This is a genomic window from Apilactobacillus micheneri (assembly GCF_002993975.1).
Taxonomy (GTDB): domain Bacteria; phylum Bacillota; class Bacilli; order Lactobacillales; family Lactobacillaceae; genus Apilactobacillus; species Apilactobacillus micheneri.
Genome location: NZ_POSO01000001.1, coordinates 199,378 through 215,053 on the forward strand (window position 1 = coordinate 199,378; position 15,676 = coordinate 215,053).

13 protein-coding genes are annotated in these 15,676 nt (G+C 30.7%); 1 reads left to right on the forward strand and 12 read right to left on the reverse strand.

The genetic code is table 11. The features are described from left to right. Nucleotides 1–13 precede the first annotated feature (13 nt). From C7N41_RS01070 to C7N41_RS01090, 5 genes are all read right to left on the reverse strand, one after another. Nucleotides 14–1,735 (reverse strand): glycosyltransferase family protein, encoded by a 1,722-nt coding sequence (locus C7N41_RS01070; RefSeq protein ID WP_105963888.1) that lies wholly within the window; start codon nucleotides 1,733–1,735, stop codon nucleotides 14–16. Between the two features lie 102 nt (nucleotides 1,736–1,837). Beyond that, complete coding sequence (locus tag C7N41_RS01075) at nucleotides 1,838–2,779, reverse strand: DMT family transporter (RefSeq protein WP_105963889.1); 942 nt, start codon at nucleotides 2,777–2,779, stop codon at nucleotides 1,838–1,840. Between the two features lie 135 nt (nucleotides 2,780–2,914). After that, the gene (locus C7N41_RS01080; RefSeq protein WP_105963890.1) at nucleotides 2,915–3,853 is read right to left on the reverse strand and encodes a DMT family transporter; all 939 of its coding nucleotides are present in this window, start codon (nucleotides 3,851–3,853) and stop codon (nucleotides 2,915–2,917) included. A 31-nt stretch (nucleotides 3,854–3,884) separates the two neighbouring features. After that, nucleotides 3,885–5,282 (reverse strand): APC family permease, encoded by a 1,398-nt coding sequence (locus tag C7N41_RS01085; protein ID WP_105963891.1) that lies wholly within the window; start codon nucleotides 5,280–5,282, stop codon nucleotides 3,885–3,887. 300 nt (nucleotides 5,283–5,582) lie between these two features. Beyond that, the gene (locus C7N41_RS01090; protein WP_105963892.1) at nucleotides 5,583–6,512 is read right to left on the reverse strand and encodes a YczE/YyaS/YitT family protein; all 930 of its coding nucleotides are present in this window, start codon (nucleotides 6,510–6,512) and stop codon (nucleotides 5,583–5,585) included. A 156-nt stretch (nucleotides 6,513–6,668) separates the two neighbouring features. On the opposite strand from C7N41_RS01090, the gene C7N41_RS01095 reads away from it, so the two are divergent. After that, complete coding sequence (locus C7N41_RS01095) at nucleotides 6,669–7,304, forward strand: matrixin family metalloprotease (protein WP_105963893.1); 636 nt, start codon at nucleotides 6,669–6,671, stop codon at nucleotides 7,302–7,304. A 54-nt stretch (nucleotides 7,305–7,358) separates the two neighbouring features. Here C7N41_RS01095 and C7N41_RS01100 read toward each other — a convergent pair whose 3' ends face one another. From C7N41_RS01100 to fabZ, 7 genes are all read right to left on the reverse strand, one after another. Next, on the reverse strand, nucleotides 7,359–10,067 hold the full coding sequence (locus C7N41_RS01100; RefSeq protein WP_105963894.1) for an MMPL family transporter: 2,709 nt from the start codon (nucleotides 10,065–10,067) through the stop codon (nucleotides 7,359–7,361). An 11-nt stretch (nucleotides 10,068–10,078) separates the two neighbouring features. Continuing rightward, complete coding sequence (locus C7N41_RS01105; RefSeq protein WP_105963895.1) at nucleotides 10,079–10,696, reverse strand: TetR/AcrR family transcriptional regulator; 618 nt, start codon at nucleotides 10,694–10,696, stop codon at nucleotides 10,079–10,081. 84 nt (nucleotides 10,697–10,780) lie between these two features. Then, the gene (locus C7N41_RS01110; protein WP_225362830.1) at nucleotides 10,781–11,686 is read right to left on the reverse strand and encodes a DMT family transporter; all 906 of its coding nucleotides are present in this window, start codon (nucleotides 11,684–11,686) and stop codon (nucleotides 10,781–10,783) included. A 100-nt stretch (nucleotides 11,687–11,786) separates the two neighbouring features. After that, nucleotides 11,787–12,698, reverse strand: a complete 912-nt coding sequence (locus tag C7N41_RS01115; RefSeq protein ID WP_105963897.1) for an aldo/keto reductase — start codon at nucleotides 12,696–12,698, stop codon at nucleotides 11,787–11,789. Between the two features lie 89 nt (nucleotides 12,699–12,787). Then, nucleotides 12,788–13,777 carry a UDP-glucose 4-epimerase GalE gene (galE, locus tag C7N41_RS01120; protein ID WP_105963898.1) on the reverse strand — a complete coding sequence of 330 codons (990 nt, stop codon included), beginning with the start codon at nucleotides 13,775–13,777 and terminating at the stop codon, nucleotides 12,788–12,790. A 109-nt stretch (nucleotides 13,778–13,886) separates the two neighbouring features. After that, entirely contained in the window at nucleotides 13,887–15,125 is a 1,239-nt protein-coding gene (gene fabF / locus C7N41_RS01125) for a beta-ketoacyl-ACP synthase II (protein ID WP_105963899.1), read from the reverse strand. Nucleotides 15,126–15,137: 12 nt separating this feature from the next. Beyond that, nucleotides 15,138–15,581 carry a 3-hydroxyacyl-ACP dehydratase FabZ gene (gene fabZ / locus C7N41_RS01130; RefSeq protein ID WP_105956512.1) on the reverse strand — a complete coding sequence of 148 codons (444 nt, stop codon included), beginning with the start codon at nucleotides 15,579–15,581 and terminating at the stop codon, nucleotides 15,138–15,140. Nucleotides 15,582–15,676 lie beyond the last annotated feature (95 nt).

Sequence of the window (15,676 nt, forward strand, 5' to 3'; positions counted from 1 at the left end):
TAAAAAGGCGCTTTTATAGCGCCTTTTTTAGTTTATATAAATATCTATACATAGTATATGAAATTAGTATAATCCAACTAATAACTGTAACCCAAAGCATCATAATCAATAATTTAGATCCATGATAATAAATTTCTAGCTGATTTTCCCCTACTTTAGAATTGACAATTACACTCCCAATATTAGTTAAGGATACATCACTAATATGTTTACCATTTAAAATAATGTTACTATCTTTATATTTTACAATTGGTAATTGTATTTTATCGTTGTTATTACTATGCCAAGTCAAAATTAAATGTCCAGCTTTATTAACATGTTTTTTTACACTTACAGAATCATCAATAATTTGTTCAGTATAACTACCATATGGATGATAATTAAAGTAATTGAAAGGCGTTACTTTATATTGAACCGGTAAGTAATCTGGAGTACTTTTGGTTAAATATTTCAATACTTTTCCCGTATCTTTATCATATAAACTTCTTCTAATCTTGTCAGTATCATGAGTATGATAATTTAAATTATAGTCGTTTTGTACTACCTCAGGTGAAAAATAAGCTTTAACACCATTTTGGACAGATTTTGCAGCATTCAATGCTATTAAAACAACAATTACAAATGTTCCTAAATATTTTACATAGTTAAGCCATTTGTTTTTAAATGAATCGTTAATCATAACCCCAAAACAAATAATCAAAAGAACAAATGTAATTACTGTAAATCGACGAGGCATCTGAATTAAATATGAAATACTTGGAAATCTATCATCCAAAAATTGCCATGGGAAAAATGTCGATGAAATCCAAAAAAACAAAATTCCAGTAACAAAAATAATACGACGATATGTAGAAATTTTCTTCCAATTATATACAAAATAAATAATAGTTAAAATCAATATTAATGAATAAATTGATGGTAGGACAAATACGTTGTGACCAAAAAATGCAATTGAATCAGAATTCATATCTAATTGAGGTGCAACCGGTAATGCATGATTTGTGAAATCAATTTGAATCATCCCATACCACACGTTTGCAGTTAAACAGAGTGTAATTAACACTGAGTAAATTGCATTAAGTAACATTTTTCTTCGATTGTCAGTTTCTAAATAGCCAACAATAAAGAATGGTATCAGTGCAAGTGCCCCAATTAAACTAGTCATAATGTGCGTTTGTAACATAAAAGTCATCGGTATTGCTAAACGCAAAACATTGATTTTTTTATAGTCGACCATATCAAAACCGGCATTTAATAACCAAGGTAATAAAGCAGCCGCTAACCCCGTAAACTGATTACCAACTATCCATCCCATTACAATATAAGATAGCATATAAACAATTGCTACAACTAACGAATAAATTTTACTAATTCTTGTTCTTATTGCCAAATGGTACATTAATGATCCACCAATAATCATCACTGCCAATGATGATAAAATTTGAAATCTTACCCAATTACCAGCAATTATTAAAAGTAAACCATTAAAGTAAGCAGCTAGTGGACCATATAGTGCATTAATGATTCTGCCTGATTGTTGGTATCCATAAATAGATAAGAAATAACTAAAATGACCTGTTTTTATCTGCATTGCTGCTTCATAAAAACGATTCATGTGAAAAATTGAATCCACACCTAAGATATATGAACCAGTCACAATTTGTGGAAGTAGAATTAAAATTGCAACTAGTGATATCAATAAATAAGGCCATAGTTTTTTTATTGCTTTTTGCATACACAATAACTTCCTCAATCTTTAAAATTAAAAAACAACATATTAATAATATAACATAAAAAAAGTTGTACCCGAAAAGTTTCAGATACAACTTAAGATCAATTATTCTTCGCTATGTTTATCAATCGTTAATTTACGATGTGAATTTTGTAAAACAAATATTGCCAAAATAACTAATAAAGCACCAATAATTTTAATTAGGTTAATTCCTGTGTTAAAGAAAATAATGCTTAAAATAAATGTAACCACTGGCTGGGTAGCATCAACTAAACTAACTACTTCTGAAGGTGCAAAATTTAATGAATGCAATAAAATTATGAAAGGTAAAATTGTACCAAGTAATATTATTGCACCCACACCTAAAACAATTCCAGTAGTTAAATGAGGAGCATCAACCCATAAAGGTTGTCTAATGTTAAAAATAATTCCAGAAATTAAGGTTCCCCAACCTAAAATAACCATTGGTGAACTAGTTTTAACAATTGGACGAGGTAAAACTACATATAAAGCAGCAGTAACTCCCGAAAGGATTCCCCAAATTAATGATTCCATTGAAATAGATAGCTTACTAAAATCACCTTGTGTTAAAGATAAAATGATTCCGGAAATCGCAATTACGAAAACTATCACATCAATGGGCAAAGGTTTTCTTTTTTGAAAAATCATGGATCCTAATAAAATAAACAGTGGCGATAAGTATTGTAAAATAGTTGAAGCATCTGCATTACCAGTTTGAACACTCATAAAGAATGTATATAAATTAGCCCCAATTCCAAAAACTCCATAAGCCACAATACATAAAAATGACTTCCAAGAACCAAATACATTAAATATATGTCCCTTGTAGACAATTGCAGAAATGACTAACAATATTATTCCAGCAATCATAGTCCTAGTAGATAAAAACCAATTTGCTTCTAATTTTTCTTGTTGCGAAACAAATTGAAGTACAGTTCCGGAAACTCCCCAAAGGGCAGAAGCAATAAATGCCCAAAAGATTCCCTTTAAAACGTTAGTTTCCAAAACACCTTTTTCATTATTCATAATTACACCTCAATAAATATATGTATAAAACGTGTTATTTACTATTTTTATAAAATAAATCGTACATTAAATACATTATCATATTTATATTAAATAAACCATTAAAAAAAGCCATTATTTAAATGGCTTTTTAATCTATCTAATATCAGGTGCTTTTTTAGCACGTTTTTGATGTGATCTTTGTAAGAAGTAAATTGATACAATAATGATAACTGCACCTAGTGCTTCAAAGAAACTTGGTATTTGTTTGAAGACAATGATACTTAAAATAATTGTTACAACTGGTTCCACAGCATCTACAATACTTGAAACTTCAGATGGTGCAAATTTCAAACTGTATAGCACAGATGAGAATGCAAAAATAGTACCAATCAAAATAATTCCACCAATTCCTAAAACAATTCCAGTATTTAGCTTAGGAGCATCATTCCAGAATGGATGATAAAGGTTAAAACCAATTCCGGCAATTAAAGTACCCCATCCTAAAACAACAAATGGTGAGTTATTTTGTGTTAGAGGCTTTGGAACTGAGTAATAAATTGCAGCTGAAACAGCTGAAAACAAACCAAATACTACGGCAATTAATGGAACTGATAATTCACTAAAACTACCCTTAGTAATAATCATAAAAACACCAACTAATGCAAATAAGAACGAAATAATATCAGCTTTAAGTGGCTTTTTGTGTAAAAAGATTAATCCGTATAACACAATAAATACAGGTGCTAAATACTGCAAAATAGTTGCAGTCGAGGCATTTCCCTCTTGAATACTTACATAAAAAGTTGACATATTAACAGCTAAACCAAAAATGGCATATATAAATAGCCTAATAATTGATTCTTTTGATTTAAATACATCAAAGATATGTTTTCCAACAAATGAAGCTCCAATAATCAACAATAAAATTCCAGCAAATAAAGTTCTAACTGAAATAAACCAAGTTGTTGGCACTGCTTCATTTTGAGAAACAAATTGCATAATAACCCCTGAAATACCCCAAAGAGTTGAAGCCATTGATGACCAAAAAATACCTTTTACAACATTTTCTGACGTTTTGTTTTGCTTTTCCATTTTCAAAACTCCCAAATATTATATTTATAATTTATTTTTCATTATTAGTACGACTATGTTTAATACCATATCCAAAGTAAATTACTAAACCAATTATAAACCATACAATTGCTGTTAACCATGTTTCTAATGATAATTGAGTTAACAAATAGATACATGCTAAAGCAGATACAATTGGTAAAATTGGATAAAATGGTACTTTAAATCCATTAGAATTATTGATATCTTTTCTTTTTCTAAGTGGAATAATTCCAATTGACATAAAAGTAAAAGCTATTAAAGTTCCTATATTAACTAAACTAGCTAACTTGTCTAATGAAACCAATCCACCCATAAAAGCAATAATGATAGTAACGAATATGATACTACGCTTAGGAACATTATTTTTCTTATTAATTTTACTTAATTTCTGTGGTAATAATCCATCCCTACCAATAGAGTATATTAAGCGAGAACTACTATAAATCATATTAATCATCATAGTAAACATTCCAGCTAATGCACCTAAAGATATTAAAACACTTAATTTATCTAAATGAATTACTTGTAAGGCATATGTTACTGGATCAGACACATTTAAATCTGTGTAAGGAACAATTCCTGTTAAAACAATTGATACCAAAATATATAACACTGTACAAATTAATAATGTACCAATAATCCCAATTGGCATTGTTCTCTCAGGTTTTTTAACTTCACCAGCTGATGATGCAATTACATCAAAGCCTAAATAAGCAAAAAATACCAGCGATGAACCTTTGAAAATACCATGAACTCCAAATGGTAAAAATGGATTCCAATTACCTGGCTTAACAAAGAAAATTCCTGCAACTACGAAGATAATAATGATAGCAATCTTCACTAATACCATAATGTCATTTAGCTTTGTAGATGACTTAACATTATTAGTCAAAATCCATGAAATAAATACAACGATTAAAATAGCAATTACATCAACATATGTACCTTTACTTGGATTATAGTTTGCAGAAATGGCTTTAGGTATGACAATCCCAAAGCTACGCAAAAAAGACTGCAAATATGCTGACCAGCCAGAAGAAACCGTGGCCACTGACAACATATATTCAAGAATTAATCCCCAGCCTATTACCCAGCCGGTTAGTTCACCAAAAATAACATTCCCAAATGAGTAAGCACTTCCAGCAATTGGTAATGCTGAAGAAAATTCTGCATAACACATCGCGCAAAGTGAACATACAATTGTTGCTAAAACAAAAGAAAGTATAATTCCTGGACCCGCTGTAGTGGCAGCAACTGTACCTGGTAAAATAAAAATACCAGTACCAATAACTGCTCCGATTCCCATCATTATTAAATCTTTTGTATCAATAGTTCTTTTTAGATTCTCATCTCGATCAATGAACTTAGATAATGATGTCTTACGATTCACCTTTGAAAGTAAACTCATAGAATTCCCCCCATCCTAATAAACAAATAAAAAACGCACCGGTTATTCTTAACCAGTGCGATTAAAAAAGCACCAGAAAGAATAACTGTTACCAGCTATTTTTCTAGTGCTCGAAGTTTGAATCATAACAAAATAATTTCTTCTGCGTACTATACTTAACAGCTAGTAATGTTAAAGAAGAAATTATTATTATCTCGTTTTATAGTCTCAATTCTATAAACAATCGTCATGATTTAAACCTCCTAATATTCGTTTATTTATTATAGTTATTTTAACTAATATCTTATTAAAATGCAAGAACTATTTATTATTGGTTTTATTCTTTCTTTCTTTTAGCTCATCCTTCAATGAATCTAACCTCTTTTGCAAAATAATAGAAACTTGTTCATTTTTTCTAATATTATCATTGGTTCGATTAATTAGTTCTTCAATTTCTGCCTCAGAATATCCAGACATATTCTTTTGCATAGTATAAGTGTTTTGATAAGCATGTAATACAATATTATAACCATTTTTACCTAATTCCAATAATCCACCAGAAACATTATGGAAACTTGGTTTTTCACTAAAATGATCAATGTGAATCATAATTCCACGACTAATAGTATTATTCCAAAAATTAATTAAAGAACCTGCAAAAAATGCTGTAAATAAGGTCATAATTCCAAATGGCCCTGCAAATAGTACGGCAATTATCATTATAATGATATCTTGGGCACTTCTAACAATTTGATATTTAACATGAATTTTATCAGATATAATAGGAGCAATTGCATCATATGGAGAAACTCCTAATTTAGTAGACATGTAAAGTGAAGTTCCTAGCGTAAAAAGTGAAATTCCAATAATTGCATCAACAATCATCATTGGAATATTCAAATTACCTTGAAATAAATGTTGATACAATCCTGAAAAGTAATCAATTTCATATCCAACTAAAAACATATTAAATATAGTGCCAATGCCAATTTGTTTTCGATCAAAAATTAATACAAAAATAAATAATACAAAGTTAACAATTAACTGGAGTACCCCTAAAGAAATACCTAACTTATTAGATATTCCAGTATTCATTGCGGTAAAAGGATCCATCCCAATATGTCCTTCTAACAAAAATGTAGCTCCAACGGAAATTAACATTATTCCAATTAAGGAGCAAATTGATTTTAATAAAATATCTAAAGGCTTATTAATAACACTTTTAGAATTATCATATGGTACATTATCCATTTTTCATTACCCTCTTAAATTTTGATTGCAATTTAATTATATAACTATTTAATAATAAAAGAAAAAGATTAAAATTAGTTACAACATTCACAATAGTAACCAAGATGTGATAAAATTATTATGTTTCGCTAATTGAATAAACCAATAGGAGGTAAAATGATTAAAAAAAGATTTATCTATGCATTAATAGTTTTACCAACAATCATCTTAACTGGATTCAATAAGCCACAAGAAATCATTCATAATAATAAAGAGGCTCCTTGGATTGTATATGGAAATAGTACAAATGATAATAATAAAGCTCCAATCGTACAAAAAAGTCATAATGGACAAGTGTATTATCAGTTTAAATGTAATAATAATTTAAAAAAAGTATTTCAAAAAGCAATTAATAAATGGAACAAATTAAATATAATCAAATTTAAACCTGCAAAGGATAATACAGATCCTAATATTCATCCAATTAAATTATATGGTGAAAGTAACTTAAGTAATCATAAAGTTATAGCATCCACATTTTCTTCAAGAACTCCAGTAACTAAAACTAAAAATGGTAATAACATATGTTACTACTATGATACTAGAGTAAAACTAAACCATGGCTTTAATAAATTAAAACAAACTGAAAAAGTTGATGTAGCTGCCCATGAATTAGGTCATTGTCTTGGATTTAATGATGATGATTCAAATCAATATATAAAAAGTGACATAATGAATCCGACACATCACAGAAATGCAAATTCTTTATCGAGGCATGAACAAAACGCTTTAAAACGTTATTACTCATTATAATAAAAAATCGCTAAACTGATATTAATCAGTTTAGCGATTTTTATTTACATAAAACTATTTAGAATGTTTAGCTTCATGTTTATTTGATTTATTATCATAAGTTAACTTAATCAAACTTGGTAGCAACATTGGAATGATAATAACTAAGATAACCAATCCAACAATAACCCCAATTGCAACTTGAATTAATGTTAATACACCTGAAGGCATTAATGCAGCAAATGTACCACCTAAAATAATTGCAGCTGAAATTACAACAGTTCCAATTACAGCAGATGCATGAATAATTTGCTTAGATGCAGTATCATCAACATCCCCAAATTCTCTATACTTCATCATTAAGAAAATACTGTAATCAACACCCAAAGCAATTAACATAACAAATGTAAAGAATGGAGTGTTCCAAGTTAGCATGTTTTGACCTAATAATGATGAACTAATTAACTTAGTAATACTTAGAGAAGTTACATAAGCAATTAATAGTGTACCAAGAATATAGAATGGTTGAAGAATTGATCTAGTAATGATCATTAAAGCAATCATAATTCCAACTACCATGATAACAGCAGTTCTAATAAAGTCTGAACTAGCGATATGTCTAGTATCAGAAGTGGATGCAGTTTGGCCACCAACTGCAACAGTTGTATGTGCCAAATCAGTACCACTCAAGTTATTTTGCACCTTGGTTTGTAAGTTATCAATTTCATTCATTGCTGCTTCAGAACTTGGATCCTTATCTAAAACAACAGTAATTTTAGCAATTTTCTTATCTTGTGATAGGTAAGATTGTACAGAGTTCTTAAATGTATCACTCTTCAATACGTTTTCTGGAATATTAAAGGAATCTGAAGCCTTAGAATCAGATAAAGTCTTCAAGTAATCATTAGCAGAGCCAATACCTTTATTAACTTTATTCATTCCTTGAGCAGCTTTAGCTAGTTTTTGTTGAGTTTCCTTCAATTGAGCCACAACTGACTTAGTATTATTACCAATGCTTTGTGTATTAGTAGCAATACCTTGTAATTGAGTCTTTAAGCCAGCCATTACATTTTGTTGTTGAGAATTAATCCCTTGTAATGTAGCTCCAACGATTTGCATTTGTTGAGCACTAAGTGGTTGTTTAGCAGCAGTCATTTTTTGTTGTAATGATTGCAATACTTGTTGTCCAGACATACCACTATTTTGACCAGATGAAGCATTAATTGTATTCAAAGAACTAGCAATACTTTGTACTGAACTACCAATATCACTTAATGGTGTTGTATCAAAGTTAGAGTTAGTAGTTCCTTTTTGAATAGTATTCAAACCTGATCTAGCAGTTTTCATTTTACCAGTTAATGTATCTAATTGATCATTCACATATAATTGTTCAATTGGCATTCCACTTGGTTGAGTTACTGAAGCAACAGTTTTAATGCCTTCTTGTTTACTCAATTGAGTAGTTAAACGATCCAATTCATTTAATGATTTTTCGTTATCTAAACGTTTGTTAGCTTTAATATAAATAGTTGAAGGTTCTGCAGTTCCCTTAGAGAAATGCTTTTGTACAACTTGGAATCCTTTTTTAGCAGGAACGTTATCATGCAATTCAACACTGTTATCATAGTTTAATTTATTGTGGTATGAAGCCATAAATGGAACCGTAGCAATTAATACTAAGATAATAGCTGGAATTGACCATTTAACTGATTTGCTTGATAAGAATCTCCAGAATTTATTTTCACCTTCGCCATCAAAATTCTTAGATGGCCAGAACATTCCTTTCCCCATTACGGACATAAAGAATGGATTTAATGTAGTTAGAACTAATAATAGTACAGCTACACCAACAGCAACTCCAACAGCAGATTGGTAAATAGAGAATTTAGCTAGTGCTAAGACTGCAAATCCAATCAATACTGATGAACCAGAATAAAGAATTGTTTTACCAGCAACTTTTCTAGCATCAATAGCAGCGGTAACTTTATCTTTACCCCGACTTAATTCCTCTTTGAATTGATTATATAGAAGAATGTTGTAATCAGTACCAATTCCGAATAGTACAACCACCATAAATACTCTAGTAAAGTTAGATAATGGGAAACCATAATATTGAACCAAATTCATTACAATACTTAGAGAAACAATGAATGAAACCCCTACTGTTAGTAATGAAACTAATGGAACAATTGGTGATCTAAATACAATAATCAATACAATCAAAATAAAGATTGCAGCAATTACTTCAGTTTTTTGAATTCCTTGTTCAGTAGATACTCTAAAATCATCGTTTAGAATATCTCCACCAGTTACATATGTATTTATGCCACCAGTTTTAACAACATCTTTCAACTGATCATTTACACTCTGAATCGAACGATCTTTAGTAACATTTAGTTGAACAAGTTCAGTAGTTTTATCTTTAGAGACTAATTGTTCTTTAGTTGCATCATTATCATATGGTGCAGTAATTCCTTTAATCCCATATTCTTTTTTATTATCACGCAACTTATTAATTGTATAATTAATTTTTTGTTGTGAATTATTATCAATCTTCTTGCTTCCATTATTGAATACAATTACTGTATCCATAGTATTACCAATGCCATGTCCCCATTTTTCTTGAATCTTTTGAGCAACTTGGCTTTGGGAAGTTGATGGAATTTTAGTTTGCCCTTTTTGAGCAACTAAAGAAGACATATTAGGTAGGAAAACAATACTTAGGATTACTACAACAATCCAAGCAATTAGACTACCTGTATACTTTTTAACAAATTTAGGCATTACTCTACCTCCTATTTCTTATTAACTTTGATTAAATCATTCGGTGCAATATATTGTGAAGCAATAATAATCTTAGCTAAATTATTAGGACTTTCCGGATGATCCTTACTAATCCAATAAACAACAATGTTCATTAAGTGATTTAACATAATTTCCTTCACATAATCTTTTGGAATTTCATCAGTAAGGGTAACTTTTCCATCAAATTGTGCAAAAGAAGCATCTGTTACATCACTAAATATTTTTTTAATGCGACCAAATAAGTAAGGATCACCATTTTCACTTAATAAAGCCGACAACAATTTCGAATTATCATAGAAATAATTTAAAGTTTTAATAACAATATCAGATGGTGTACTGATACTTTCATCTGATTGAGTAAAACTTTTCAATTCTTCCGGCATTAGATTATTTAAAACATCTTTAATATCACTAAGTAATTTATTCTCAATTTTATTAAGTAAATCAAATTTATCTAAATAGTGAATATAAAAAGTTCCTCTACCAATGCTAGCTTCTCTAGTTAAGTCAGTAACATTGATATTATTAAAACCTTTGTCATTAATTAATTTAACTAATGCATGTATAATTGCAGATTTAGTATGAACCGTTCGTTTATCTTGCCTCAATCAATTGCACCTCCTAACTTAGAATAAATTTATAATACAAATACAATTATAATAAAAATATATAATAAGTCAACACGGTGTTCATTATTTTTTAGAGCCTAAAGCTAATATAAAGACAGTACTTAAAATTAATATTCCACCAATAACTTCGTACCCATTAAATGATGTGTTTAAAAATATAATTGCACCTAAAGTAGCAGATAATGGTTCAAAAGTATCTAGCATCCCTGCAACTGTTGGTGAAATGAATTTAAGACTATTAATAAAGCATAGAAATGATGCCATAGTCCCAAAAAATACGATAAATAAAACACCCAGAATGGTACCTAAAGTAAATTTAGGTACTTCTACCCAAAATGGATGAATAATTGTAAATAGGATACCACCTACTAACATTGCCCATCCAACAACCATCAATGAACTAAATTTTTTTAACAAATTAACTGGTAACATCGTTTGGATAGCACCGGCTAAAGCTAATAACAATCCAGTCGTTAAGGCTGGGGTAGATATCGATAATTGTGTTAAATTACCTCTTGTCACTAATAACCAAGTTCCAACTAAAGCTACAATGACGGCAATAAATTCAAATTTGTTAGGTAATTTATTGTAAAAGATAGCAGTAAAGATGACAATTAATACAGTACCTAAGCTTTGTAAGATTGTTGCTGTTCCAGCATTACTTAAATTTACCGTTACTAAATATAAGTATTGTACAGCAGCTAGTCCAAAAACAGCATACATAATAAATACAAATATGTTTTTAGGCTTTTTCCATAACTGCATTAAGTGTTCTTTTCGATAAAATTTGGAAAACATTAAAATAAAGATGCCTGAAATGCCCATTTTAATTCCCATTAACCATTCCGGAGATAAATGATTATCTTGAAATAAAAATTGTGACACCGGGCCTTGAATTCCCCATAATAAAGCTCCAATAATCGCCAAAATAGATCCTAAAAGGTGATTTCTAGTTTTATTATTATCCAATATGTAAACTCCTAACTCTAAAATTAAATACATTTATCATTATAAAGCAAAAATAAAAGTGTTGTAACATAAATTACAACACTTTTATCAAAGCTATATATTAGTCTTTGTAGTTTTTAGGAGAATCGTCCCACTTATCAACGGCATCAACAACTTGGCCTTCTGGATTATGCCAGCCAAAATCGTCATACCATAAACTACGTTTTGCCTTATCGATAGCATCAATAGTTTTAATATCATCATCAGATAGTTTGAAATCAAAGATATCTGAATTTTGAATAATTCTCTTTTCATGTGATGACTTAGGAATTGTAACGATTCCTTTTTGCCAATCCCAACGAATAATTACTTGAGCAACAGATTTACTGTACTTATCGGCAATTTTCTTAATTTCAGGATTTGATAGTGCTTCACCACCACCAAGTGGAGACCATGCTTCAAGTTGAATACCTGCATGGTTGTTGAATTCAACAATTCCCTTTTCTTGGTTAATTGGGTTAAATTCCATTTGGTTAACAGCAGGAACAATATTAGTATTGTCTAACAAGTTTTGTAATCTTTCATTATCAAAGTTAGAAACACCAATTGCTCTTACCTTACCATCATGATATAACTTTTCCATTGCACGCCAAGTATCAATGTATTTACCGTCTACTGGCCAGTGGATTAAGTATAAATCAATATAAGTTAAATCTAAACGTTCTAGAGTACCATTTACAGCATCTAAAGTACTTTGGTAACCTTGGTCACCATTAAATAACTTAGTAGTAATGAATAAATCTTTACGATTCATACCAGTTTCAGCAAGGCCTTCTTTGATTCCTTCACCAACACCGGATTCGTTACCATATTGTTTTGCAGTATCAATTAAGTGGTAACCTTTAATGATACCTTCCTTAACTGATTCTTTAGCACTTGTATTATCTGTTTTCCAAACACCAAGTCCTAAACGTGGCATTTTAACACCATTATTTAAGGTTGTTGTTTCTTCAAGTCCTTCTAATCTGTTCATAAAATTCAACCTCCCTATTCATCATCAAATAATATGATAAAGGTAATTTTTTCTTATTGCAATCATCTTGAATTCATTATAATCAAATCTTAATTTTCATAGCCATTAGGATGAGATTGTTCCCATTTCCATGCACTAGCAATGATGTCTTTAACATTATCATGTTCAGGTTTCCATCCCAAAACATCCCTAGCTTTAGTTGAATCAGCAACTAATGTACTAGGATCACCGGCTCTTCTGGGTGCATCTTCAGCAGGAATTGCTTTACCGGTAATAGTACGGGCAGTTTTAAGCATCTGGCGATTAGAAAATCCAGTAGATGAGCCAAGATTAAACACTTGTGAATCGCCACCATTTAATAGACGTTGCATTGCTAAGATATGGGCATCTGCTAAGTCTAATACATGCACATAATCACGGACATTAGTTCCATCCTTGGTTGGATAATCATTCCCAAAGATTTGCAATTTGTCTCGTACTCCTTGTGCTACTTGCAAAATTATTGGAATTAAATGCGTTTCTGGATGGTGGTCTTCACCAATTGATCCATCCATTTTGGCACCACCAACATTAAAGTAACGCAATGCAGTAAATTTAATATCATGAGCAATATCAGCCCAATGCATCATCTTTTCCATCATTAACTTACTTTCACCATAAGGATTAGTAGGTTCCTTAGCATCGGTTTCTTTGATTGGAATTTGTTTAGGTTCTCCATAAACTGCTGCTGTTGATGAAAAGACAATATTTTTAACGTTATGTTGGTTCATAACTTCAAGTAAATTAATCATGCCATAAACATTATTATCAAAATATTTCATTGGTTTTTCCATTGATTCTGGAACAATGGAATTAGCAGCAAAATGAATTACTCCATCAATGGATTCTTTTTCAAAAACCTCATTTAAAAATTCTTTATCGCGAATATCACCATTATAAAAGTGGGCTTTTTTATTAATACTTGATCTGTGTCCAGTTGCTAAATTATCAACAACCACCACATCGAAATTATTTTCAATTAATCTATCAACTGTATGAGAGCCAATATATCCAGCTCCGCCTGGTACTAAAATTGCCATTTTATATCTCCTAATAAATAAGTTTAAATTCTAATATCATTATATCTCAGAAACTTAAAACAAAATAAAAAACTCCTAAATTAATAGGAGTTTTTTATTTTAATTAGTTTTAGTCATCTTCATATTTCTTAAATGCAAGCACTGCATTATGACCACCAAAGCCAAATGAATTACTAATTTCGTAATTAACTGGAGCTTTCTTGTTGTCTTCATTTACTAAGTCAACTTCAACTTCAGGATCTTTATTCTTTAGACCAACATTAACTGGCATTTGTTGACGTTGTAATGCACCAACCATAATAACAGCTTCAAGTGAACCAGCAGCACCTAGGGCATGACCAGTCATTCCCTTAGTACTACTTACCTTGATGTGATCGTTATCAGAGAATACAGATGAAATAGCTTTAGATTCAGCAGAATCATTAGCATGAGTACTTGTACCGTGAGCATTTACGTAATCAACGTCTTTAGTTGAAATACCAGCATCTTCAAGTGCTAATTTCATTGCATCCATAGCACCTGAACCATCAGGTCTAGGGGCAGTTAAATGATAAGCATCACTATTAGTACCATAACCAACAATTTCACCTAAGATGTTAGCACCACGAGCTTTAGCATGTTCTAAATCTTCTAATACTAAAGTACCAGCACCTTCACCCATAACGAAACCATTTCTATCTTTATCAAATGGCATTGAACCATCTTCTACATTTTCAGCAGTAGATAATGCAGATAATGCAGCGAAACCTGAAATACCAAGTTCGTTAACTGATGCTTCAGAACCACCAGTAATCATCATCTTAGCCTTACCATATTGGATACGTTCAAATGCATCACCGATAGCATTAGTACCAGAAGCACAAGCAGTAACAATAGCTTGACTAGTGTTTCTAGCATCTAAATTAATAGAAATGTTACCAGCAGCCATATTAATGATTGAATTAGGAACGAAGAATGGTGACACACGACCTGGTCCCTTTTTACTCATCTTAATGGCTTGTTGTTGAATAGTGGTTAAACCACCAATTCCTGAACCATAGATAACACCTAGTTCTTTAGGATCATATTCACCCTTTTTCAAACCAGCTTGTTCCATGGCTTCCATTGCTGAATATACAGCGTAGCGTGAAAAGTCATCCATACGTTTGGAAACTTTTTTGTCTAAACGTTGCAATGGATCAAAATCTTTAACTTCAGCAGCTAAAGTTACACCAGTGTTGGATGAATCAAAATGAGTGATTGGTGCAATTCCAGTTTTGGATGCAAAAACGCTGTCTAAGAAACTTTTTGCATCATTACCCATTGGACTTACAGCACCAATACCAGTAATAACTACACGATGTTGCATAAGAATTCCCTCCTATTTACGCTTTTCATTTGGAACGATGAAAGTTAATTCTGCTTGGCAAGCCTTTTTGTCGCCAACATATGCAGTACAGTCAACCATTCCCATATTGCTCTTTTGTTTACCCATAGTAACTTCAAAGCGAATAACGTCACCGGGACGAACAATTTTTCTAAATTTAGCTTTCTTAATTTCACCTAAGTAAGCAGTTTTGTCTTTGTATTTTTCACTCTTTAGAATCAAAATTGATGCAACTTGTGCCATTGATTCAATAATTAAAACACCAGGCATAACTGGGTTACCAGGAAAATGACCTTGGAAATAATTTTCATTAATTGTTACGTTTTTAGTAGCAACAATTTTTTCACCAGGAACTAATTCATCAACTTTATCAATGTATAAAATTGGAAATCTGTTAGGAATTAGATCCATAATTTCAGTTGTATTTAAAACACTCACAATAAGTTCTCCTTAATAATTATTTTATATCTTGCAAAATAATTAACTTGATTTCTAAAATTTAATAACAATAACTAGTTTAACAATGAATAAAC

Bases quoted from the DNA above. Each gene is read 5' to 3' on its own strand.
- C7N41_RS01080 (WP_105963890.1), bottom strand. From the start codon at position 3,853: ATGGAAAAGCAAAACAAAACGTCAGAAAATGTTGTAAAAGGTATTTTT.
- C7N41_RS01085 (WP_105963891.1), bottom strand. From the start codon at position 5,282: ATGAGTTTACTTTCAAAGGTGAATCGTAAGACATCATTATCTAAGTTC.
- galE (WP_105963898.1), bottom strand. From the start codon at position 13,777: ATGGCAATTTTAGTACCAGGCGGAGCTGGATATATTGGCTCTCATACA.
- C7N41_RS01075 (WP_105963889.1), bottom strand. From the start codon at position 2,779: ATGAATAATGAAAAAGGTGTTTTGGAAACTAACGTTTTAAAGGGAATC.
- C7N41_RS01090 (WP_105963892.1), bottom strand. From the start codon at position 6,512: ATGGATAATGTACCATATGATAATTCTAAAAGTGTTATTAATAAGCCT.
- fabF (WP_105963899.1), bottom strand. From the start codon at position 15,125: ATGCAACATCGTGTAGTTATTACTGGTATTGGTGCTGTAAGTCCAATG.
- C7N41_RS01070 (WP_105963888.1), bottom strand. From the start codon at position 1,735: ATGCAAAAAGCAATAAAAAAACTATGGCCTTATTTATTGATATCACTA.
- C7N41_RS01095 (WP_105963893.1), top strand. From the start codon at position 6,669: ATGATTAAAAAAAGATTTATCTATGCATTAATAGTTTTACCAACAATC.
- C7N41_RS01100 (WP_105963894.1), bottom strand. From the start codon at position 10,067: ATGCCTAAATTTGTTAAAAAGTATACAGGTAGTCTAATTGCTTGGATT.
- C7N41_RS01115 (WP_105963897.1), bottom strand. From the start codon at position 12,698: ATGAACAGATTAGAAGGACTTGAAGAAACAACAACCTTAAATAATGGT.